The organism is Roseofilum sp. Guam, assembly GCF_017746735.1.
Lineage (GTDB): Bacteria > Cyanobacteriota > Cyanobacteriia > Cyanobacteriales > Desertifilaceae > Roseofilum > Roseofilum reptotaenium.
The window spans coordinates 90258-111234 of sequence record NZ_JAGHZN010000029.1; the positions used below are offsets into that span (position 1 = coordinate 90258).

General features: G+C 45.6%; 20 protein-coding genes. 16 read left to right on the plus strand and 4 right to left on the minus strand.

Going from position 1 to position 20977, the window contains the following annotated elements:
* Positions 1-118: 118 nt before the first annotated feature.
* The 3 genes from trpE to J7529_RS13025 all read right to left on the minus strand — a co-directional run bounded on the left by trpE (position 119) and on the right by J7529_RS13025 (position 2930).
* Complete coding sequence (gene trpE, locus J7529_RS13015; protein WP_318729309.1) at positions 119-1648, minus strand: anthranilate synthase component I; 1530 nt, start codon at positions 1646-1648, stop codon at positions 119-121.
* 143 nt (positions 1649-1791) lie between these two features.
* Complete coding sequence (locus tag J7529_RS13020; protein WP_271936238.1) at positions 1792-2037, minus strand: hypothetical protein; 246 nt, start codon at positions 2035-2037, stop codon at positions 1792-1794.
* A 149-nt stretch (positions 2038-2186) separates the two neighbouring features.
* Positions 2187-2930 carry a DUF3120 domain-containing protein gene (locus J7529_RS13025; protein WP_318729310.1) on the minus strand — a complete coding sequence of 248 codons (744 nt, stop codon included), beginning with the start codon at positions 2928-2930 and terminating at the stop codon, positions 2187-2189.
* Between the two features lie 185 nt (positions 2931-3115).
* On the opposite strand from J7529_RS13025, the gene J7529_RS13030 reads away from it, so the two are divergent.
* The 13 genes from J7529_RS13030 to J7529_RS13090 all read left to right on the plus strand — a co-directional run bounded on the left by J7529_RS13030 (position 3116) and on the right by J7529_RS13090 (position 15847).
* Positions 3116-4066, plus strand: a complete 951-nt coding sequence (locus tag J7529_RS13030; protein ID WP_413038882.1) for an undecaprenyl-diphosphate phosphatase — start codon at positions 3116-3118, stop codon at positions 4064-4066.
* A gap of 3 nt (positions 4067-4069) precedes the next feature.
* Positions 4070-5425 carry a TIGR03279 family radical SAM protein gene (locus tag J7529_RS13035; protein WP_318729312.1) on the plus strand — a complete coding sequence of 452 codons (1356 nt, stop codon included), beginning with the start codon at positions 4070-4072 and terminating at the stop codon, positions 5423-5425.
* Between the two features lie 145 nt (positions 5426-5570).
* Complete coding sequence (locus J7529_RS13040; RefSeq protein ID WP_318729313.1) at positions 5571-6524, plus strand: hypothetical protein; 954 nt, start codon at positions 5571-5573, stop codon at positions 6522-6524.
* 453 nt (positions 6525-6977) lie between these two features.
* Positions 6978-8672: a phosphodiester glycosidase family protein gene (locus J7529_RS13045; protein ID WP_318729314.1), complete on the plus strand. Its 1695-nt coding sequence runs from the start codon at positions 6978-6980 to the stop codon at positions 8670-8672.
* Between the two features lie 76 nt (positions 8673-8748).
* The gene (locus J7529_RS13050; RefSeq protein WP_318729315.1) at positions 8749-8976 is read left to right on the plus strand and encodes a hypothetical protein; all 228 of its coding nucleotides are present in this window, start codon (positions 8749-8751) and stop codon (positions 8974-8976) included.
* A 23-nt stretch (positions 8977-8999) separates the two neighbouring features.
* On the plus strand, positions 9000-9449 hold the full coding sequence (locus J7529_RS13055; protein WP_271936230.1) for a cupin domain-containing protein: 450 nt from the start codon (positions 9000-9002) through the stop codon (positions 9447-9449).
* Between the two features lie 27 nt (positions 9450-9476).
* Positions 9477-9809, plus strand: a complete 333-nt coding sequence (locus J7529_RS13060) for an iron-sulfur cluster assembly accessory protein (protein ID WP_318729316.1) — start codon at positions 9477-9479, stop codon at positions 9807-9809.
* A gap of 113 nt (positions 9810-9922) precedes the next feature.
* Entirely contained in the window at positions 9923-10294 is a 372-nt protein-coding gene (rpsL, locus tag J7529_RS13065; protein WP_271936249.1) for a 30S ribosomal protein S12, read from the plus strand.
* Between the two features lie 123 nt (positions 10295-10417).
* Positions 10418-10888 (plus strand): 30S ribosomal protein S7, encoded by a 471-nt coding sequence (gene rpsG / locus J7529_RS13070; RefSeq protein WP_271936227.1) that lies wholly within the window; start codon positions 10418-10420, stop codon positions 10886-10888.
* A 190-nt stretch (positions 10889-11078) separates the two neighbouring features.
* Positions 11079-13157 (plus strand): elongation factor G, encoded by a 2079-nt coding sequence (gene fusA, locus J7529_RS13075; RefSeq protein ID WP_271936225.1) that lies wholly within the window; start codon positions 11079-11081, stop codon positions 13155-13157.
* Positions 13158-13394: 237 nt separating this feature from the next.
* Positions 13395-14624 carry an elongation factor Tu gene (tuf, locus tag J7529_RS13080; protein WP_318729317.1) on the plus strand — a complete coding sequence of 410 codons (1230 nt, stop codon included), beginning with the start codon at positions 13395-13397 and terminating at the stop codon, positions 14622-14624.
* A 116-nt stretch (positions 14625-14740) separates the two neighbouring features.
* On the plus strand, positions 14741-15058 hold the full coding sequence (rpsJ, locus tag J7529_RS13085; protein ID WP_271936222.1) for a 30S ribosomal protein S10: 318 nt from the start codon (positions 14741-14743) through the stop codon (positions 15056-15058).
* A 144-nt stretch (positions 15059-15202) separates the two neighbouring features.
* Positions 15203-15847, plus strand: a complete 645-nt coding sequence (locus tag J7529_RS13090) for an LON peptidase substrate-binding domain-containing protein (protein ID WP_271936220.1) — start codon at positions 15203-15205, stop codon at positions 15845-15847.
* A gap of 281 nt (positions 15848-16128) precedes the next feature.
* On the opposite strand, the gene J7529_RS13095 is transcribed toward J7529_RS13090, so the two are convergent.
* Positions 16129-17463 (minus strand): histidine phosphatase family protein, encoded by a 1335-nt coding sequence (locus J7529_RS13095; protein WP_318729318.1) that lies wholly within the window; start codon positions 17461-17463, stop codon positions 16129-16131.
* A gap of 230 nt (positions 17464-17693) precedes the next feature.
* Between J7529_RS13095 and J7529_RS13100 the strand changes: the two genes are divergently transcribed.
* The 3 genes from J7529_RS13100 (at position 17694) to J7529_RS13110 (ending at position 20923) form a co-directional block, all read left to right on the plus strand.
* On the plus strand, positions 17694-18401 hold the full coding sequence (locus tag J7529_RS13100) for a 16S rRNA (uracil(1498)-N(3))-methyltransferase (RefSeq protein ID WP_271936247.1): 708 nt from the start codon (positions 17694-17696) through the stop codon (positions 18399-18401).
* A gap of 210 nt (positions 18402-18611) precedes the next feature.
* Positions 18612-20309 carry a mechanosensitive ion channel gene (locus tag J7529_RS13105; RefSeq protein WP_318729319.1) on the plus strand — a complete coding sequence of 566 codons (1698 nt, stop codon included), beginning with the start codon at positions 18612-18614 and terminating at the stop codon, positions 20307-20309.
* 134 nt (positions 20310-20443) lie between these two features.
* Entirely contained in the window at positions 20444-20923 is a 480-nt protein-coding gene (locus tag J7529_RS13110) for a TerB family tellurite resistance protein (RefSeq protein WP_318729320.1), read from the plus strand.
* The last annotated feature ends 54 nt before the right edge of the window (positions 20924-20977 follow it).

The window sequence follows — 20977 nt, forward strand, 5'->3', positions numbered from 1 at the left end:
GATTTTGGACAAATTGCAAGCAAAATTTAATCAACAATTTGAATCAGATCGATGATTTAATTTTCTAATTGCTTATACTTCATGCCTCCAGTTCGTCCCTTCAGATTCTAGAGAAGGCTTAGGGGTACAAGCATTGAATGGCTTGTAACAATCCTTTAGCTTTATTCAGGGTTTCTTGGTATTCGTTCTGGGGAATAGAATCAGCGACTAGACCAGCTCCTGCTTGAACGGATACGGTTTTATCCTGTACAACCATGGTTCTAATGGTAATGGCACTGTTGAGCTGTCCTTCAAAGTCGTAGTATCCATATACACCGGAGTAGGGGCCGCGCCGATCTCCTTCAAGTTCGTGAATAATCTCCATGGCGCGAATTTTCGGTGCGCCACTGACGGTTCCAGCAGGAAAACAGGCTTTGAGTAAGTCCCAGGCACTGCGATTGCTCCCTAGTTCTCCCACGACGTTACTGACAATGTGCATCACATGGGAGTAGCGTTCAATCACCATCAGCTCATCGACTTTAACGGTGCCACTGGTACAGACTCGTCCTAGATCGTTGCGACCTAAATCGACCAGCATAACATGCTCGGCAATTTCTTTGGGGTCTTGCAAGAGTTCGTTGGCGAAGGCTTGGTCTTCTTCTGGAGTCGCGCCACGGGGACGGGTTCCGGCAATGGGTCGAACGGTGGCTATGGTTTTGCCATTGGGAGCTTTGTCAGCTTTGACCATCACTTCTGGAGATGAACCAATCAGTTGCCAAGAGCCAAAATTAAAGTAGGCCATGTAGGGCGAGGGATTAATTAGTCTCAGGGAGCGATAGAGGTCAAAAGGTTTACCGCTATAGGTAGTACTGAGACGCTGGGAGAGGACAACTTGAAAGATATCCCCCGCCAAGATATAGTCCTGAGCTGTTTTGACGTTGGCACAGAAGGCTTCTGGGGTAATGTTGCTGGTGTAAGACACCCTAGAGTCTGGGTTAACCCGGTTTGGGGAGGTCCATTCCAGGGAGAGGGGTTTGCGCGAGAGGGGTTTGTTGAGTTTCTTAACGAGGGATTTGATCCGATCGCACGCTTGCTTGTAGGCTTTTTTGAGTTGAGTTTCTGGATCGCGCACATCCACATAGGCGATCGCCCAAATCTTGCGCTTCACTTGATCGAAAATCAACAGATGATCGACCTGCATCCAAATGCCATCAGGCAGATCGGTCTTATCCCCTTTATGGACGGGTTTATGGACGGGAACGGTAGGCTCGATCCAATGAATCAGCTCATAGCCCCAAAATCCAAATAATCCCCCAATTCCCGGAGGCAGTTGGGGCAGTTTGACAGGATGATAGGGTTCCAAACAATTGGCTAAGTGCCCGAAAGGATCGCCTTGGAATTCTTTTTGAGTGCCATCTCGAAACGTTTGTGTGGTGCGATCGCCTCTTGCTTCTAAGATCCATAGGGGATCGCAACCTAATAAACTGTAGCGACCAATCTTTTCTCCACCTTCGATCGACTCTAGCAAAAAGTTGTAGGGATGATTGGCACAAACCTTGTACCATGCCGAAACAGGGGTTTCTAAGTCAGCGACCCATTCCTGACAAACGGGAATAAAATTACCCTGTTGGGCAAGCTGTTTAAATTCGGAAAAATCGGGGTAAATCATGGATCGGGAGGTGATGGAACAGGAGTCACCATCCAAGGGTATCCTGCTTATGCTGAAGATCAATGATATCGTGCTTTCCGCTGTTGCGGACATCAAATGCGCTGATAATGGATCAACCCTTTTTCACTAATCTTCAGATTTGGCTATTCTCCATCTAGGGTTGAGAGTTCATCCGTTAGTTCTAAGCGTCCCCGATAATAAAGATAGAACAGGCGATCGATGGCCTGTTGCTCTTCTTCACTCAGATTGGGATCTAAAATAGCCGCCATTAATCCATATCGGTCAGCTTGGGTTAATTTGCGCTTCGTATAGGCTTGAACAATTAGATCGCTTAGGCCACAGGGGAGCAGATGTAAGGAGACTTCCATAGCTTGATGTTGAGATAGCATTCTCAAGGGTCTTTAATCTTATTCTCCTGGGGATGCTCTCTTCATTCCGTGATAATTTTGGAAATGGGTTGTGATTTGAGTCACAATAAAGAGCAGCTCTGATTTCTTTCTACTGATCGAAAAATGTTGTCTTTTAAGCCGATTGGAATTTAGGCGCAAAGGGCTGCCAGCCAGAAGAGTCCGTCTACGACTAGGGTACTGAGGACTGCACCACTAAAGGCCCACCACTGGATTTGTTTGGAGCGCAGAGGAAATAAACCCATTACTAGCAAGAGAGTTAACAACGCTCCCGCCCAAAATCCCCCCCAGGGGGTATAGATTTGGGCGATCGCCTCTTGAAAGACAGGGCGTACAAATTCGGGTTCAACTTGCATCAGTTGCCGCCAGTGGGGGATCAGGTCAACTAGGTAAAAATAAATATCGGTGATCGCCGTCCCCAACAGGGAACCGAGATAGAAGAAATGACCGATTAATCCCCAAGAAGTTCTAGACTGTCTACAGCGCAGCACTAGGTCGAGTAAAACGAAGGGTAGGGCGATCGCCTCGATGGGTAAATGATAGAGGGGTTCCCACCTCAGCCACCCCCAATAGATTGAACCCGCTAGCCAACTCCAACTAAACCCTAATAAGAGATCTCCCCAAAGCTGTCCCCAGTGCCGAGTCCTCAGCATCCAACTTACACCAATCCAGCCGAGGGTCATTACAAAACTTAACTCTGGGAACAATCGTACTAAGGGGGCTTGGAAGAACACAGGTACAATCACTAACCCCCCAGATGCCAGCCAGATTTGCCAATGTTGAGGGAATGCCAGCCCTTTCAACCCTTCCTTTACAGGATTTGAGGCTGACTTGGATGTTGAGGAAGAATAGGGGGGAAAGGTTTGATGAACCACAATTAAGTTTCGTTACTTAACTTTACATTGTTTAAGATATCAGATTTTTTAATTCTGTCTATTGGATCTGATATCCCCCTGGGGGGGATAAGTCTATGATAACCGATCGCCAGAGAAATGAAACCTACAAGCCACAACCCTCTGTTTTTGGCAATAATGGGACAGTTCTCCATCAAGGATTCGTAATGCTTAAAAAAAATAGCGATCGCCCCCTCCTGTTTGGACTAATCTTCCTCTCTGCCCTATTTGTACCGACCCTCACGCAAGCACAAGACCCCTCCAACAGCGTTTCCGGGCAAATTAATGTCTTTCAAGCCTTTATTTTAGGACTGGTACAAGGAATGACAGAATTTATCCCCATTAGCAGTACTGCTCACCTGAAAGTAGTCCCTGTGGCACTCGGATGGGGCGATCCAGGCGTTGCCTTTTCTGCTATCATTCAACTGGGCAGTATCGGTGCTGTCCTCTGGTACTTTTGGGACGATCTGAGGCAACTGACCCTAGGAACCCTTCAAGCCATCCAGAAAAAAGACTATCAGTCCAATAGTGTCCGCATGGTATCCGGGATTGCGATCGGAACCCTACCCATTGTGGTGATTGGCTTAGGGGTTAAACTACTGGTCCCCAACTTTGACGAATCTCCCATTCGCAAACTCTCTGCCATTGCGATCGCCTCCATCGTCATGGCTATTCTACTCGGATTAGCCGAAAAATGGGGCAGTCGAAAACGGGACTTCGATCGCCTCGGAATGCAAGATGGAATTCTCATGGGATGTGCCCAAGCTCTCGCCATTATCCCTGGCGTTTCCCGCTCCGGATCGACCATTACCGCTGGATTATTCATGGGATTAGAACGCGCCAGTGCCGCCCGATTTTCCTTTCTCCTTGGCATTCCCGCCATCACCCTTGCCGGATTAGTTGAACTCGCTGGACTACTCGACGAAGGACTTGCCGGAGTCGGCTTATTTCCCCTGATTATCGGCTTAGTTTCCTCCGCCTTTTTCTCCTATGTCGCCATTGCCTGGCTAATCCGTTTTCTCCAAACCCGTAGCACCTGGCTCTTTATCTGGTATCGTCTGATTTTTGGCATCGTTATTTTAATCGCCATTAGCACCCAACTTATCCAGAATAGCTAAACCATGAGTACCATTCGTCCCGCTAAAATCTCCCAAGTTCTTCCCGACTCCATCGCCGCCGAAATCGGTTTTGAACCCGGTGATGCTATTGTTTCCATTAACGGCACAGCACCGCGAGACTTAATTGATTATCAGTTTTTATGTGCCGATGAAATTCTCGATCTTGAAGTTCTCGATCTTAAAGGCAAAACCCATCAAGTCGAAATTGAAAAAGACTACGATCAAGATTTAGGACTCGAATTTGAAAGCGCTTTCTTTGACAGTTTAATTCAATGTAATAATCGCTGTCCCTTCTGCTTTATCGATCAACAACCTCCCGGAAAACGTAAAAGCCTTTATCTTAAAGATGACGACTATCGCCTCAGTTTTCTCTATGGTAGTTATTTAACCTTAACCAATCTCAGCCCCAAGGAATGGAGCCGCATTCAAGCCATGCGTCTCTCCCCCCTCTACGTTTCCGTTCATGCCACCGAACCAGACATCAGAAATCGTTTATTAAAAAATTCTCGCGCTGGTCAAATTCTTCAGCAACTGGAATGGTTCCAAGAACAACGCTTACAAATTCATGCCCAAGTCGTCGTTTGTCCAGGAATTAATGATGGAGATCATTTAGAGCAAACAATTTTAGATTTAGCGAGATTTCATCAAGGAGAGATTCCTGCTGTCGCTTCAGTAGCTGTAGTTCCTGTCGGCTTAACTCGTTTTCGTCCTAGTGAAGATGAACTCATTCCCGTAACCGTGGAAAAAGCGCAAGAAGTGATTATCCAGGTGCAAAGATTACAGAAAAAATTTCAACAAGAAAAAAATGCCACCGTAGTTTGGTTAGCCGATGAATGGTTTTTAATCGCTGGAGTAGATTTACCTCCCGAATCCCATTATCAGGATTATCCTCAAATTGGCAATGGGGTGGGATCAATTCGGTTATTTATTCGCGAATTTGAAGAGAAGATACAAGAGAGAGCCGTGTCTAAAGTCTCTCCTCCTAAAATATTCTCTTGGGTAGTAGGAAACACTGTAGAGAAAGCATTTACCCCTTTAGTGAATCAATTAAATAAGATATCAGGCTTGACCATTCAGTTACAAGCCATGAATAGCGACTATTGGGGACAAGACATGACCGTAACTGGCTTATTGACGGGAGAAGATTTGCTACATAAGTTGTCTGGAAAAGATTTAGGGGATGCTATTTTATTGCCAACAGTGATGTTAAAGCATGGCGAAACTTGTTTTTTAGACGATCGAACAGTAGAAGAGGTCGAAGAAAAATTAGGTGTACCGATTTTCCTGGTCGAAAATATTGATGCGTTGCTTGATATTTGCTTTACAGAAAGTCCGGCTGTAAAACAATACGTAATATAGCGCTTCTCTCTTCTATGGAGTACAGTGTAACCGTCTCGTATCTCAATAAATAACTAAAGTCTACTCCTTGTTCCCCAGAACAAAAGGATTCAATATACCTCAGACGATCGGAAACTGCTGTATCATCACACATTGCATTACTATCATGAACACTTTCGAGAGAATAATATCTATTCTAGCTTTTCTATCCATAGGCTTTTCGCTAACAGAAGTATATCTAACCATCAACCAAATTTGGAAACGAAAGCATGAACGAGCCGTTGCTGAAAGTATATCCGTTACGGCTAACTTGGTTTCTTTAATTCCTGGAGTGATCTTTGCCCTCAACTATCTGTTGCAAGGCGAAGTGATTGGTTTAATCGACACCACATTGTTTGGTGGTTTGGCTATATTTTATATCCTGGTAGGTACGTCTTTATGGGTAGAAGGAGAGCGAAAAAAAGGGTTATGGGAATTGATTAAACAAACCCTCAATTTGGAAAGAAAAGAGGCGGGAGACTTGGCTCGATCGTTTTTCAAACCATCTGGAGCAAAAAAGGTGATTAGTATTTTAAGTCAAGTTGCAATGATTGATGAATTTCTTGATGAACGAGAAAAGCAATTTATTCAAACCTTTGCTGACAACTGGAATATTAATTACTCTTGGGATAATTTACAAAACAATAGAAGAGCAGGGGCTTCTATTAATTTGATCAAGTTACGTCAGGATGTTATGGATTACTTAGCAACCTCTCCCCCTCACAAACAAGTGTCAGAATTCAACGATATCATTAATGCTTTAGTCAATATTGATGAAGAAGTTTCCGAACAAGAACAGTTGATTATTGCGGAATTAGAAGGTTTGTTCTCTGAATATATTACCCAAGGCTCTAATGCGGCTAAATATCATGTGATCGTTGTTCCCCAAAATGAACAACAAGTTCAAGTGATTATGAATTTACCGGAACTCAATCGATATGAAGTGGCAGAAGGGACTGCTTATCATAGCGAGCCATTCTATTCTAAAGAATATGCAGATGTAATATCTGAGGGTTATCGCAGTCTAAATTTGTTTAGCATGGTTACATTAACGTTGCCAACACAAGACAATATATCCTAATTTCAAGGTTACGCTCTTAGCCACAATTTGGTCGATCTAACTAATCATGCAAAAAACTAATCTATCATTTTCAAGACAGTTGTGACAGAGTTTGACAATAGACTTCTTGGAGAAGGTGAGGGAATAGGGAATAGGGGTAAGAATGCAGGATTACTCCATTGCCATTTATTTTCTGCACAATTATGCAAGATCTATTCGGATCGCACTGACAACCGGATGGAGAAGATAACGTTGTCCATGGATTGTAGGATGTTCGTAGAGATAAGGTGTGCCTTGTCTCTGCCGATTTCTAACGATTCCAAGGGTATGATTTAGGTATGGTTGTGGGGTAAACAATTGATGTTGTCATTATTTTATATCACGCTGTTGGGCGCTGGGATGTTTTCTGGTCTAAATGCGCTTCCGGTTAACGCTTGTGAGAATAGCTTAACCGAGGTGTGTCCTGTATCAACTATGAGTGAGGAAGAATTCTTCGCGCAAACTCTTCCCGCTCAAGGTAATCAAATCATCTTTAATAGTCAAACATTACCCATTGCCTGGAAACAATGGCGAGAGAATAATCAAGTGCGGATTGGGATTAGTGATGTGGGTTTAGTGTCGGGTTTTGGTGTAGAATTGCTCAGTACCTCGAATCCTGCTCTACAACCGATTCAGTGGTATGGAATCCCTCGTCAAACTCAGTGGACGCTTCCGGCTCAAGTAACCTCGACTGCGCGATATGTGGATGTGACGGAGTGGGTGCAAGAGTTGGGATGGCGGATGGTGCCCCAAGGGAATGTGCTGAGGCTAGAAGCGCCTGCGAGTCAGCTTTTGGGGATGCGTCAGGTACAAGAAGCTTGGGGCGATCGCCTCCTGATCGCTTTCAATCAAGAAACTCCCATACAAGTCAACCATGCTCCCGGAAAGACGGTGATTACTCTTGGAGCAGTTGCTTCTCCTGCTCTCTTCGATTCCTTTGAATCCCAGGCTGGAAATGCCATTGATAGCATTAAATTTACCCTGGAATCGGGACGGACACAAATTGAAATTAACCTGAAAAGCAAACAAGTGCGTCCCCAAATTCTTACCGCGAATGCACCTTATCGGGTGGCGATCGATTTCCATTTGGATGCCTATATTCCCACAAAACAAATCCAATGGGCCCCAAGCATTCAATGGCGACAGCAAACGGTGACCATTGGATCGTCGCAGTTTCCGGTGTTTTGGCTGCAAATTGACCCGCAAAATCCCCAAATCCAACTGCGTCCCATTCGCACGAATAATCAAGCTGCATCGGGGACTTCTCCCTTAGTGACTTTAGCACGTCAATCTCAAGTGGCAGCCGCCATTAATGCGGGATTTTTTAATCGTAATAATCGCTTACCTTTGGGAGTCATTCGCGACAATGGAGAATGGATTTCCGGCCCTATTCTTAACCGGGGAGCGATCGCCTGGAACAACCGAGGACAATTCCTCATCGATCGCCTAACCCTCACCGAAACCCTTACTACTCAAAGCAACCAACAGTATCCCATTCTTTACCTCAACAGTGGCTATGTCAAACCGGGATTATCCCGCTATACCCGTGCTTGGGGGTTAACTTATACGCCACTGACCGACAATGAAACCCTTATTTCGGTAAACGGCGATCGCGTCATCTCTCAAACCCAAACCACCCAAGCTGGAACTGGCCAATTTCCCATCCCTCCCCAAGGATATCTCCTAGTCCATCGTGGCCAGGATCTTCCGCCCTCTATTCCCCCAAGAAGTCGCCTCCAACTACAAGCCACCTCATCCCCCGATCTCACCTCCAACTATCCCTTTACCCTAGGCGCTGGCCCCCTCTTGATTAAAAATGGTCGTATCGTGCTAGATGCTGAGGGAGAGAGCTTTAGCAATGCCTTTATTCGCCAGCAAGCTTCCCGGAGTGCGATCGGTTTAACCTCCAATGGACAACTGATTATCACCGCTGTCCATAACCGCTCCTACGGCAAAGGGCCAACCCTCACCGAAATGGCTCAAATTATGCAACACCTTGGTACAGTAGATGCCCTGAATTTAGATGGTGGCAGTTCCACCGGACTTTATTTAGGAGGAGAATTATTAGACCGCTCCCCCCGAAGTGCTGCCCGCATTCATAATAGCTTAGGTATCTTTCTTGAGCCTTAATTCAATTCACTTTAAATCCAATCAAGTCCTCACCCTCATTCAAGCTAACAGATGACACCGAACAGAGAAGATTGTTATGCTTGAAAAGTTAGCGAAAACAGCCGGAGAGCAACATGTTCTACCCGTCAGGGTGAGCGTCGAGATGAAAGCCGGGCAATGCAAGAGCGCTCCTCGGACTTATGCCGAGCAAGGTGGCGGAGGGGAGATACGAGAAATTGCCAATCTCTTGGCGCTATATTTGCACGTCTTTAGACCACCGAGTGTCAATTCTCCCCTTATCGATTTTGGAACTCAAGACTTCTAATCTTCTACGGAGAAAAATCAATCATGGTACAAGCCTCAGAACGCCCAACTGTTAATTCAGACAAAACTAAAGACTCCCTTCCTAAGTCGTCTCCATCCTCCAAGAGTTTGCCAGAAGTGGGAGAACGTCCTTGGGGAACCTACACGGTTTTGGAAGAGGGACAAGGTTATAAAATTAAACGCATTGAAGTTAAACCCGGTCATCGCTTGAGCCTGCAAATGCACCATCACCGCAGCGAACATTGGATTGTGGTTTCAGGTACGGCAAAAGTCGTCTGTGGCGACAAAGAAATCATGGTTTACCAATATCAATCCACCTATGTTCCCCAAGGAAACTCCCATCGCTTGGAAAATCCGGGAGTGATTCCCTTAGTGCTGATCGAAGTCCAAAATGGGGAATATCTGGGTGAAGATGATATTGTGCGCTTCCAAGATGATTATGCCCGTACGAACGGCAAAGATAGTAAAGTCTAAATGATAGATGTTTGAACTCGCTTTCCCATGATTCATTTAACCCCTGCTGCGGCCACAGAATTAAAACGGTTGCAAAGCCGATATCCCCAATCGACTCCTTGGGTGCGTTTTGAGGTGCAGACAGGGGGATGTGCAGACTTTAGCTATGAGATCCGGTTTGACTCAGAAAAACAGGAGACCGATCGAGTCTATGATTATGAGGCGATCGCCATTATCGTCGATCCAGCCCAATTAACTTATCTCGATCGCCTGAAAGTTGATTATTCTGATGATTTGATGGGTGGAGGATTTCGCTTCCATAATCCTAATGCCACCCGAACTTGTGGCTGTGGTCAATCCTTTGCCATTAACCAGCCTTAAAAGTAGAAGGGTTAAGGGACCAAAAGATTGACAAAAGGTGAGTTTAGTTGGTAAAGTTAAAAATTGTCGTCAAAGTTGAACCAGAGACGGTTTATAGCAAACCTCCATACCTTATGCCAACGATCCAACAACTCATTCGTAGTGAACGCCAGAAAATAGAACGGAAAACCAAGTCTCCAGCCCTAAAAAGCTGCCCCCAGCGCCGTGGAGTCTGCACCCGTGTCTACACTACAACGCCTAAAAAACCGAATTCAGCCCTGCGTAAAGTTGCCCGTGTGCGTTTAACCTCCGGGTTTGAAGTCACTGCTTATATTCCAGGGATTGGGCATAACCTTCAAGAACACTCCGTAGTCATGATTCGCGGTGGACGGGTGAAAGACTTGCCGGGTGTAAGGTATCACATCATTCGTGGAACCCTAGATACCGCAGGCGTAAAAGATCGGCGGCAAGGTCGTTCTAAGTATGGAGCTAAACGCCCCAAATAAAGCGTCTAGAACGGTTTAAGGAATTGAAATAAACCGTTATAGCTTCTTCATTATTTTTAGCGCTGGTCGTTGTAAATATATACTGTAAACCCAATCCATTATTGAAGTCTCAGATCTAAACTTATGTCTCGTCGAGGAGTATCTCATCACCGTTCTGTCCCTCCAGACTCGGTACACAATAGTCGCCTGGTTAGCATGACCATCAGGCGGATCATGAAGAGTGGTAAAAAATCCTTAGCCTCTCATATCCTATATGATGCTTTCAAAATTATTGAAGAGCGCACCGGTTCCGATGCTCTACCCCTCTTTGAAAAAGCCGTGAAAAATGCAACCCCTTTGGTTGAGGTAAAAGCCAGACGGGTAGGTGGAGCTACTTACCAAGTTCCCATGGAAGTCCGCTCAGATCGCGGTGTGAGCTTGGCTCTACGTTGGTTAATTCGATTCTCTAGACAGCGTTCAGGTAAATCCATGGCCATGAAATTAGCCAATGAACTCATGGATGCTGCCAACGAAACGGGAAACACCATTCGTAAGCGGGAAGAAACCCATCGCATGGCAGAAGCAAACAAGGCATTTGCTCACTATCGTTACTAAGGGATTAGGCCAACTCAGCGCCTCATCTTTAGCCCAATTCAAAAGAACTGAGCAGAATCTAGTCTAAACCTTGTTTTAGACTAGATTTCTTCAGGAAGTCTTAATCGTTTGGCTTAAAAAAAGTATACAATTCTAAAAGAGCCGAAAAAATAAACAATCAAGACTGCTTTTCAAGACCAAGGAGGTATCTGTGGCACGAAATATCCCGCTGGAGAAAATTCGCAATATTGGCATCGCTGCCCATATTGATGCGGGCAAAACAACAACAACTGAAAGAATCCTGTTTTACTCAGGCATTGTTCACAAGATTGGTGAAGTGCATGATGGAACAGCAGTGACTGACTGGATGGCCCAAGAACGGGAACGAGGGATTACCATCACAGCAGCAGCTATTAGTACCAGTTGGAAAGACCATCAAATAAATATTATCGATACTCCTGGTCACGTAGACTTCACCATTGAAGTAGAACGTTCCATGCGTGTATTGGATGGCGTAATTGCTGTATTTTGTTCGGTTGGTGGCGTTCAACCCCAATCAGAAACAGTATGGCGGCAAGCAGACCGCTATAAAGTGCCCCGGATTGTTTTTGTGAACAAAATGGATCGCACCGGAGCGAACTTTTTTAAAGTATACGAACAAATTAAAGATCGTCTTCGGGCGAATGCTGTCCCCATTCAAATTCCTATTGGCTCAGAAAGTGATCTTAGAGGTATTGTCGATTTGGTGCGGATGCGTGCCAAGATTTACACCAATGATCTAGGTACTGATATTGAAGATACGGAAATTCCCGAGGATGTTCTAGAACAAGCCAAAGAATATCGTGCCAAACTCGTTGAATCGGTAGCAGAAACGGATGATGCTCTAACCGAAAAATATTTGGAAGGAGAAGAGTTAACGGAAGCGGAAATCCACGAGGCTCTGCGTAAAGGAACCATTGACGGAACGATCGTTCCCCTGCTGTGTGGTTCTGCCTTTAAGAACAAAGGAGTACAACTGCTTCTGGATGCCGTAATTGACTATATGCCGGCTCCCATCGATGTGCAGGCGATCCAAGGAACGCTCCTAGATAAGACTACTCCTACGGAACGCAAAGCGGATGATGAGCAGCCCTTCTCTGCCCTAGCCTTCAAGATCATGTCCGATCCCTATGGTCGCTTGACCTTTACCCGAGTGTATTCAGGTGTACTGAAGAAAGGCAGCTATGTCATGAACTCGACCAAGGGTAAGAAAGAGCGAGCTTCTCGCTTGATTATTCTCAAGGCCGATGAACGGATTGAAGTCGATGAGCTGCGATCGGGTGACTTAGGAGCCATTTTGGGTCTTAAGGACACCACCACGGGAGATACGCTCTGTGATGACAGTTCCCCGGTAATTCTGGAATCTCTCTATATCCCAGAACCGGTGATCTCCGTTGCCGTAGAACCGAAAACCAAGCAAGACATGGAGAAGCTCTCTAAAGCGCTCCAAGCCTTGTCTGAAGAAGACCCCACATTCCGAGTCAGCGTTGACCCGGAAACCAACCAAACCGTCATTGCCGGGATGGGAGAGCTGCACTTAGAAATTCTTGTAGACCGTATGTTGCGGGAATTCAAAGTGGAAGCGAATGTGGGTGCGCCCCAGGTTGCCTATCGGGAAACTATCCGTAAAGCGATCAAAGCCGAAGGTAAATTTATCCGCCAAAGTGGGGGTAAAGGTCAATACGGCCATGTGGTGATCCAACTCGAACCGGGCGATCCAGGTAGCGGCTTTGAATTTGTCTCGAAAATTGTTGGTGGATCTGTACCAAAAGAGTACATCGGCCCTGCCGAGCAAGGGATGAAAGAAGCCTGCGAATCGGGAATTTTAGCTGGATATCCAGTCATCGACCTCAAAGCCACCTTGGTTGATGGTTCCTTCCACGAAGTAGACTCGTCGGAAATGGCCTTTAAGATTGCTGGCTCTATGGCAATCAAAGAAGCAGTAACTAAGGCCTCACCCGTGCTGCTTGAACCCACCATGAAGGTAGAAGTGGAAGTTCCTGAAGACTTCCTCGGAGATGTGATGGGAGACCTCAATTCCCGTCGTGGCCAGATCGAAGGGATGGGTTCTGAAGGCGGGATTAGCAAAGTCTCAGCTAAAGTTCCTCTGGCAGAAATGTTTGGTTATGCCACAGATATTCGCTCCAAAACTCAAGGACGTGGAATTTTTTCGATGGAATTTAGTCATTATGATGAAGTTCCTCGGAATGTGGCAGAAGCCATTATTGCCAAGAGCAAGGGAGAGGCATAAAATCCACTAGGGCAATTAGAGTTTAGGACAGTTTTCTGCTTAAACTCTAATTGTCTAGCATAAGAACCGCAGGGCTTGCGGGGATAGTCTGTGGAGCGAACGTAAGACCGTAAAACTCGCTAATGAGTGGAGGCCGTTGCTAAGAAGCAGAAAGCTTAAATCGTGAGATTTAGGAATCTCCGTGTATTCAGCCGGGGAGGATGTCAACTAGTCAACATTAGGCACACTTAATTAGTTATGGCACGCGAAAAATTTGAACGCAATAAACCTCACGTTAACATTGGTACGATTGGTCATGTTGACCATGGTAAAACAACCCTGACGGCTGCTATTACCATGACCTTGGGCGCTGCTGGCCAAGCCAAAGCCAAGAAATACGAAGACATTGATGCTGCTCCAGAGGAGAAAGCACGGGGAATTACCATCAATACCGCTCACGTGGAATATGAAACGGAGAACCGTCACTATGCTCACGTGGACTGTCCTGGACATGCTGACTATGTGAAAAACATGATCACTGGGGCAGCGCAAATGGATGGTGCGATTCTGGTGGTTTCTGCGGCTGATGGCCCCATGCCTCAAACCCGTGAGCATATTCTCTTAGCTCGTCAGGTGGGTGTTCCTAACTTGGTGGTGTTCTTGAATAAGAAAGACCAAGTGGATGACGATGAATTGTTAGAGCTCGTTGAGCTGGAAGTACGGGAACTGCTCAGTAGCTATGACTTTGATGGTGATAATATTCCCATTGTTGCTGGTTCTGCCCTGGAAGCAGTGGAAACGATGTCTAAAAAACCTGATGCTCAACGGGGTGAAAATGAATGGATTGATGCCATTTGGCAGTTGATGGATGAAGTGGATAGCTTTATTCCGACTCCAGAGCGGGATGTGGATAAACCCTTCTTGATGGCAGTGGAAGATGTGTTCACGATTACCGGTCGGGGAACTGTAGCAACCGGACGGATTGAGCGGGGTAAAATCAAAATCAACGAGGAAGTGGAAATCGTTGGTATCAAAGATACTCGCAAAACAACGGTAACCGGTGTGGAAATGTTTAAGAAATCTCTGGATGAAGGGATGGCTGGTGATAATGCTGGTCTTCTGCTTCGGGGGATGAAAAAAGAGGATATTGAACGGGGTATGGTTTTGGCTAAACCGGGTTCAATTACTCCTCATACTCAGTTTGAAGCTGAAGTTTATGTGTTGAAAAAAGAAGAAGGTGGCCGCCATACTCCCTTTTTCCCTAACTATCGTCCCCAGTTCTATGTACGGACAACGGACGTAACCGGCACTATTACCTCATTCACCGCAGATGATGGTAGTGATGCAGAAATGGTAATGCCCGGCGACCGGATTAAAATGAACGTGGAATTGATCAATGCGATCGCTATTGAACAAGGAATGCGTTTTGCTATCCGTGAGGGAGGCCGTACCATTGGTGCTGGTGTGGTCGCTAAGATCCTTAAATAGCCCGGACTGAGTCCTCCGTTCATCTCCATTAAACCCTTCCCTAAGTTACCAGTGAACCCAGTTGGGAAGGGTTTATCTCTCAGAATTCAACAGAACCTTGACAACTGTAAATAATCATGGCAACTCTACAACAACAAAAAATCCGCATTCGCCTGAAAGCATTCGATCGCCGTCTCCTCGATACCTCTTGCGAAAAAATTGTCGATACCGCTAACCGCACCAACGCTACAGCAGTTGGCCCCATTCCCTTACCGACTAAGCGCCGAATCTACTGTATCCTGCGATCTCCTCACGTGGATAAGGACTCACGGGAGCATTTTGAAACTCGTACCCACCGTCGAATCATTGATATTTATCAACCGTCCTCTAAAACGATTGATGCTTTGATGAAACTGGATCTACCGGCTGGTGTAGATATCGAAGTGAAACTGTAACCCCTTGAGTGATGGTTCCCTGGTTAAGCATTGATGCTGAATATGAACGGTGAGGTTTTTACAGCCTCGAACAATGCGATAGACTAAAAGATGTTTCTACTATTTTCAGGTTTTCAAGAGAGTCCCCAGAACAGGAAAATTACTATGACATCTTCTTCCTCCATCGCCGTTCGAGAATTGCCTCTGTTTCCCTTACCTGAAGTCGTCCTTTTTCCAGGGAGACCCCTACCCTTACATATCTTTGAGTTTCGGTATCGGATGATGATGAATACCGTTCTCGACACAGATAGTCGGTTTGGGGTATTAATGTGGAACCCAGTCAAAAATGAAGCCGCTGCTGTTGGTTGCTGTGCGGAAATTGTTAATCATCAACGTTTACCCGATGACCGCATGAAGATCCTTACCCTGGGACAACAACGGTTTCGGGTTTTAGAATATGTGCGAGAAAAACCCTATCGCGTAGGGTTGGTAGAATGGATAGAAGATGAACCGACAGATCGAGACTTGCGATCTTTGGGCACTCAGGTAGAACAATTACTCAAAGATGTGGTTCACCTATCTTCTAAATTGACGGGTCAGGAAATTGAGTTACCCGATAATATCCCCACCCTTCCAGTTGAATTATCTTATTGGGTCGCCAGTAATTTATATGGTGTGGCGGCTGAACAACAAGCTTTATTAGAAATGCAAAGTACAACTGAACGACTGGAGCGGGAAATGGAAATTCTCACCTCGACTCGTAATCATTTGGCTGCCCGTACGGTACTTAAGGATACGTTGAAGGAATAAGTCAAAGGACTTTGAGCTTTAACTATGATGAGCAAGGCCTATTGTCTAGTGCTACAACCCAGAAAATAGGGGTATCAAACATTCAATTCTTAGATGTTTACTATAGAGTTAATCTATCATTTACCTTGTCAACATTTTCCCTCAATGTCGTTGAACTAGGGACATATACGACCTAGATTCCTTTGACATCGGACGTTTTATCCTCTTTCAGCAAGCCTTAAATCATGAGTAATCAGGAAAGGGCAAACCAGTTTTGCCCTATTACCTAATTGCTTATTTCCTTATAATGCACCGGCTGCCGTACGGTCAAGAATGCCAGAATTGAGGTGAGAGGTAATATTGTGGCATTTGAGCATGGGTTTGCCCTGAGCGCCATAGGGATAATCAATCACCGTGACTGCACCATTCCCTTGTTTAAAGTGCCAGAAATATTGAGGATCTAAATTAAATAAATGACAAACGATCGCCTTATTAATCGCATCGTGAGCGGCAACGATCCCAGTTGTGCCTGGTTTAGCAGATTCTAGAATACTGCTCCAAGCGGCGATCGCCCGATCCCAAACCTGCTGTAAATTCTCTCCTTCCGGCATTTGCACCGTTTCCGGCGAATTTTGCCATTCGGCTAACATCCCAGGATAATCGGCTTCAATCTCACTCTCTAACATCCCCTCCCACAAGCCATGACTAATTTCTGCTAAGAGAGGATTAAGCTGTAACTCAACTCCAGGATGAGCTTCCAAAATTAGTTCTGCTGTTTCTTTGGGGCGCAATAATGGACTACTAACAGCAAAATCTAGATGCACATCTTTCAAAAACTCGCCTGCTTTGCGTCCCTGTTCTTTTCCCGTTTCATTTAAGGGAATATCCTTCACCCCTTGAAAGCGTTTATCCCGGTTCCATTGGGTTTCGCCATGACGCACCAACAACAAGCGAATTCCTTCCGGTTTATTAAATTTCGGTAAGGCAACTCCTAAATGATTGGTGAGGTTCATTGATTCTAATTGTGCCTCTTCTCCCCAACCGCCAGCAAAATTCAGGACACTAATACCACAATTCGACTGTAGTATAGATTGATAATAAGCTGGAGAAATATTCAGCGCTGTACTCAACAAACAGCGATTAATCCCATTATGAGCCACGACTAATACCGTTTGTCCCTGATGCTTGGCTAATAGATCTTGCCAAAACCGTTTAGCTTGCTCATGCATAGCTAGTACTGGATAATGCTCTTTTGGCCCTTCTGGGGTAGAAATCACCATTTTGAAGGCTTCCGGTTGTTGTTTCCAAACCTGATATTCTTGGGCGAATTGGGTTTGTACTTCTTTTCTAAGCATCCCTTGCCATAAGGGTAGATCGACCTCTAATAAGGTCTCTGGACTTTCGATAGTGAGGGATGAACCAAGATGAGCCACAATTTCTTCAGCCGTTTGTCGAGCGCGTTGCAAGGGACTCGAATAAATACCATCTAGGGGTAAGTCTTGAAGCGCAGCGGCTACTAACTTAGCATCGGCTTTACCTTGTTCCGTTAGTACGGAGTGATCAAGCCGACCTTGAATACGTTGCTGGGCATTATAAGTGCTTTGACCGTGGCGGACGAGGATAACACGGGTAGTCATGGGCTTTTACTCGATCTGTTGCGGTCTGCATTTTACCCCATAACCTGGGGGAATGGGGAGTTGGGAATAGGGAATGGGGAATAGGGGATAGTAGGGAATGGGGAAAAACTTCGTTTAGTCCTTTGCTCAATAAACCCTGTATATTCTTAGGATTATTGCCTGACTTCTGTCAGAAGTTTAATCTATTCCCTAGTTCGTATTCCTTAGCGTGAAGCGCTATAGCAATTATTGTGACACAATGGCAACGGGTGGCGATCGCCCCAGAACAACTGGATAACGATATAATCCGGCTGACTCCCCAGCAACAGCATTATTTGTATCGAGTGCTGCGTTTGCAACCGGGCGATCGCTTTATTGCCTTGATGCAACCGGAATGGTGGTTAAGTGAACTGTGCGATCTAGAAACTGCTCAACGGCTAGAAATGATTCCCATGCAAACGGAATTGGCGATCGCCATTACCTTAATCGTGGCTTTACCCAAAAACGGTTTTGAAGAGATTATCCGCTGTTGTACTGAATTAGGAGTGATGGAAATTATTCCTGTAATTAGCGATCGCACGCTCCTCAAACCCAGACCCCAAAAACTCGAACGGTGGCGACGCATTGCCACGGAATCTGCTGAACAATGCGAACGCCAACATATTCCCACCATTGCCGATCCTCTATCCTTTACCCAAGCTATACAAACGTCCCATATCCATCCCTATCTTGCCGTTACCCGTATTAGCGCTCCTCATCTGCTCACTCTTCCCCTACCCTCTCCTAGCGAAGCTATTTTAATCGCCACCGGGCCAGAAGGCGGCTGGACTCCCCAAGAAGTTGAAGGAGCCACTATAGCTGGATTTCAACCCATTTCCCTCGGTCAACGTATCCTGAGAGCAGTAACCGCCCCCGTCGTCGCCCTATCTTTACTCGCTGGACACTATGAGATTAATTAAAAATTAAAAATTTGGGTAATGGAGAACAGGAAACCCCCATCCCCCCACTTCCCCTATCTCTCCCTGCCAATCACTCTGGTACGATAAGGCCTGTAAATCGCTTCTAGTTATTTTGCCAATGTTCGGGATTATCCCGATCGCGTTTATCTCTTGTTTCTCCTAGATCGGGGATAGAAACGCATTGATCACAAAACTTAAGGAGCAAAACCTATGAATTTTACTGGGCAAAGCATCAACATTGATCTGTCAATACCAGAGGATGCCAGTTGGACGCAAGCACAGGATCTATTAGATCCTTTCTTGCAAGCCCCAGCCTCTGAGCCGGCAATACCGGTTCCTGGTTTGAGTAGCATCTCTGGTTCAATTCCCCAATGGTGGAGTTTAGTCTCGACTATTGCTATTGCTGCTGCTATTTTAGTTGGCGGATTTCTGGTCGCTTGGGCAATTTCCGGAGTTGCGGAAGGACTGCTAAAACGCACGAAAATCGACAATAAATTAGCTGCTTGGGTTTCTGGGACAAGTGATTCGGGTGCCGCCCCACCGATTGAAAAATGGGTCGGTTCAGCCATTTTCTGGCTGATTATGTTAGTGGTGTTTGTAGGGGTTCTAGATTCTCTGGATCTAGAAATCGTTTCCCAACCCCTGAATACCTTGCTCAACCAAGTTTTTGGCTTTGTGCCTCAGATTGTTAGTGCAGGTATTCTCTTAGCCCTTGCTTGGGTACTGGCAACGATTGTGAAGCTGGCAGTTCTGCGAGGATTAAACCTTCTCAATCTCGATCAACGCTTAGAATCTCAAGTGGTTGAGGAGGGAACAACTGCGCCCGTTTCCGTCAGCAGTACCTTGGCGAATGCCATGTACTGGTTTGTATTTCTGTTATTTTTACCCTCGATTCTGAGTACCTTACAGTTAGAGGGAACCCTGCAACCCGTACAAGCTCTGCTCAATCAAATTCTGCTGATTTTACCCAATATTTTGGGTGCGATTTTGATTGGCGCAGCCGGTTGGTTAGTCGCAACCATTGTCCGTCGCATTGTAACCAATTTACTCATGGTTAGTGGGGCCGATCGCATGGGCGATCGCTTTGGATTATCCGGTGGAGGCGCAACCCATGGATTATCCTGGATTGCTGGGACGATCGCTTATGTATTAATTCTGATTCCCTTTGCGATCGCTGCCCTTAACGCCCTCAAAATCGAGGCGATTTCCACACCTGCCATCAGTATGCTGGAAATGATTATGGGCTATGTGCCCTTGGCGTTTACTGCGGCTATCATCTTGGTTATTGCCTACATTGGAGGTAAATTTGTCTCTGATTTAGTTACCAATGTTTTAACTGGATTTGGGTTTGATAATCTCTTCTATTGGTTGGGGTTGCAACAAGAACCGTATGCTACTGCTCCACCACCAGAAGCAGGAGATTCGGATCTACCTCTTCCTCCCCCTCCCTCTGACTTCCGCACCCCTTCAGAAATTGTGGGTATGGTGGTTTTAATTGCAATTCTGCTATTTGCCACTGTTACCGCGACCGATGTTTTAGGACTTGAAGCATTGACGCTGATTGTGGGCGCAATCATTAAAATTGCCAGTCAAGTTTTAGCCGGTGTGGTTGTATTTGCGATCGGTTTATACTTTGCGAATCTGGCGTTTAAGGTGATTGACAGTTCGGGTAGTCGTCAAGGACATATGTTGGCTCAAGCTGCCCGCATTGCCATTATTATTTTGGTGGCGGCGATGGCGTTGAGACAGATGGGAATTGCCCCAGATATTGTGAATCTAGCCTTTGGATTATTATTTGGAGCGGTTGCTGTGGCGATCGCCATTGCTTTCGGATTAGGGGGTCGTGATATTGCTTCCTCCCAAATCCAAGAATGGTTATCCAGCTTTAAGGACGACTCTAAAAACTAAATTCCATCAGTCACCCATTACCTTTGTTCCTGATATAGTCTAGGTGATGGGTGACCTATCTCATTCAGCTTTGCATTGAGAGCGTTTCCCTTAGAGCAAAAATTTGGACAAAATTCAATTAAGGATAGATTAAAATGCCTGAGTCTCTTAAACCCACTAAATATGCCCAGAACCGGTACAATATTACTCAACCGGTTGATTTTAATGTTGCTATCAAGTACGGCGGGGCACTAATGGCGATCGCTGGAGCCGATGGTGAATTAGCAGAAGCCGAATTTCAATGGTACATTGATGAGCAAGAACTGCTCATGGAAAACTCAGAAGAATACATTGCAGAACTTCGTAAGTTCGACTGGAAAAATGTTAATGTAGAAGAGTTACTCACTGGAATTAGCTATACATTTCCACTCAACTTTCGGCGATCGATGTTGTACCAAGCTATCAAAATGAGCCGTGCTGATGGAACTTATCATGAAAAAGAAAAAGCAGCCGTTGCCAAAGCCGCAAAAATTTTAGGAATTGAACGGAGTGTAGTGGTTAGTCTAGAATCTATGGCAGAGCTAGAAGAAGCCAGCCAACGGCTACGCCTTGCCTTATTTGAAACTGATGTTTAAGTCTCGTTAATACTGGATTATCAATTTGCAGAGGCTCCTGTCACTCCGATCCAA

What these genes read in the sequence shown, in the direction of transcription:
- rpsJ (WP_271936222.1), top strand. Translation starts at nt 14,741, where the DNA reads ATGGCAACTCTACAACAACAAAAAATCCGCATTCGCCTGAAAGCATTC.
- J7529_RS13020 (WP_271936238.1), bottom strand. Translation starts at nt 2,037, where the DNA reads ATGCTATCTCAACATCAAGCTATGGAAGTCTCCTTACATCTGCTCCCC.
- J7529_RS13110 (WP_318729320.1), top strand. Translation starts at nt 20,444, where the DNA reads ATGCCTGAGTCTCTTAAACCCACTAAATATGCCCAGAACCGGTACAAT.
- J7529_RS13090 (WP_271936220.1), top strand. Translation starts at nt 15,203, where the DNA reads ATGACATCTTCTTCCTCCATCGCCGTTCGAGAATTGCCTCTGTTTCCC.
- J7529_RS13105 (WP_318729319.1), top strand. Translation starts at nt 18,612, where the DNA reads ATGAATTTTACTGGGCAAAGCATCAACATTGATCTGTCAATACCAGAG.
- J7529_RS13030 (WP_413038882.1), top strand. Translation starts at nt 3,116, where the DNA reads ATGCTTAAAAAAAATAGCGATCGCCCCCTCCTGTTTGGACTAATCTTC.
- rpsL (WP_271936249.1), top strand. Translation starts at nt 9,923, where the DNA reads ATGCCAACGATCCAACAACTCATTCGTAGTGAACGCCAGAAAATAGAA.
- J7529_RS13095 (WP_318729318.1), bottom strand. Translation starts at nt 17,463, where the DNA reads ATGACTACCCGTGTTATCCTCGTCCGCCACGGTCAAAGCACTTATAAT.
- J7529_RS13050 (WP_318729315.1), top strand. Translation starts at nt 8,749, where the DNA reads ATGCTTGAAAAGTTAGCGAAAACAGCCGGAGAGCAACATGTTCTACCC.
- J7529_RS13060 (WP_318729316.1), top strand. Translation starts at nt 9,477, where the DNA reads ATGATTCATTTAACCCCTGCTGCGGCCACAGAATTAAAACGGTTGCAA.
- J7529_RS13035 (WP_318729312.1), top strand. Translation starts at nt 4,070, where the DNA reads ATGAGTACCATTCGTCCCGCTAAAATCTCCCAAGTTCTTCCCGACTCC.
- J7529_RS13045 (WP_318729314.1), top strand. Translation starts at nt 6,978, where the DNA reads ATGAGTGAGGAAGAATTCTTCGCGCAAACTCTTCCCGCTCAAGGTAAT.
- trpE (WP_318729309.1), bottom strand. Translation starts at nt 1,648, where the DNA reads ATGATTTACCCCGATTTTTCCGAATTTAAACAGCTTGCCCAACAGGGT.
- J7529_RS13040 (WP_318729313.1), top strand. Translation starts at nt 5,571, where the DNA reads ATGAACACTTTCGAGAGAATAATATCTATTCTAGCTTTTCTATCCATA.
- rpsG (WP_271936227.1), top strand. Translation starts at nt 10,418, where the DNA reads ATGTCTCGTCGAGGAGTATCTCATCACCGTTCTGTCCCTCCAGACTCG.
- J7529_RS13055 (WP_271936230.1), top strand. Translation starts at nt 9,000, where the DNA reads ATGGTACAAGCCTCAGAACGCCCAACTGTTAATTCAGACAAAACTAAA.
- tuf (WP_318729317.1), top strand. Translation starts at nt 13,395, where the DNA reads ATGGCACGCGAAAAATTTGAACGCAATAAACCTCACGTTAACATTGGT.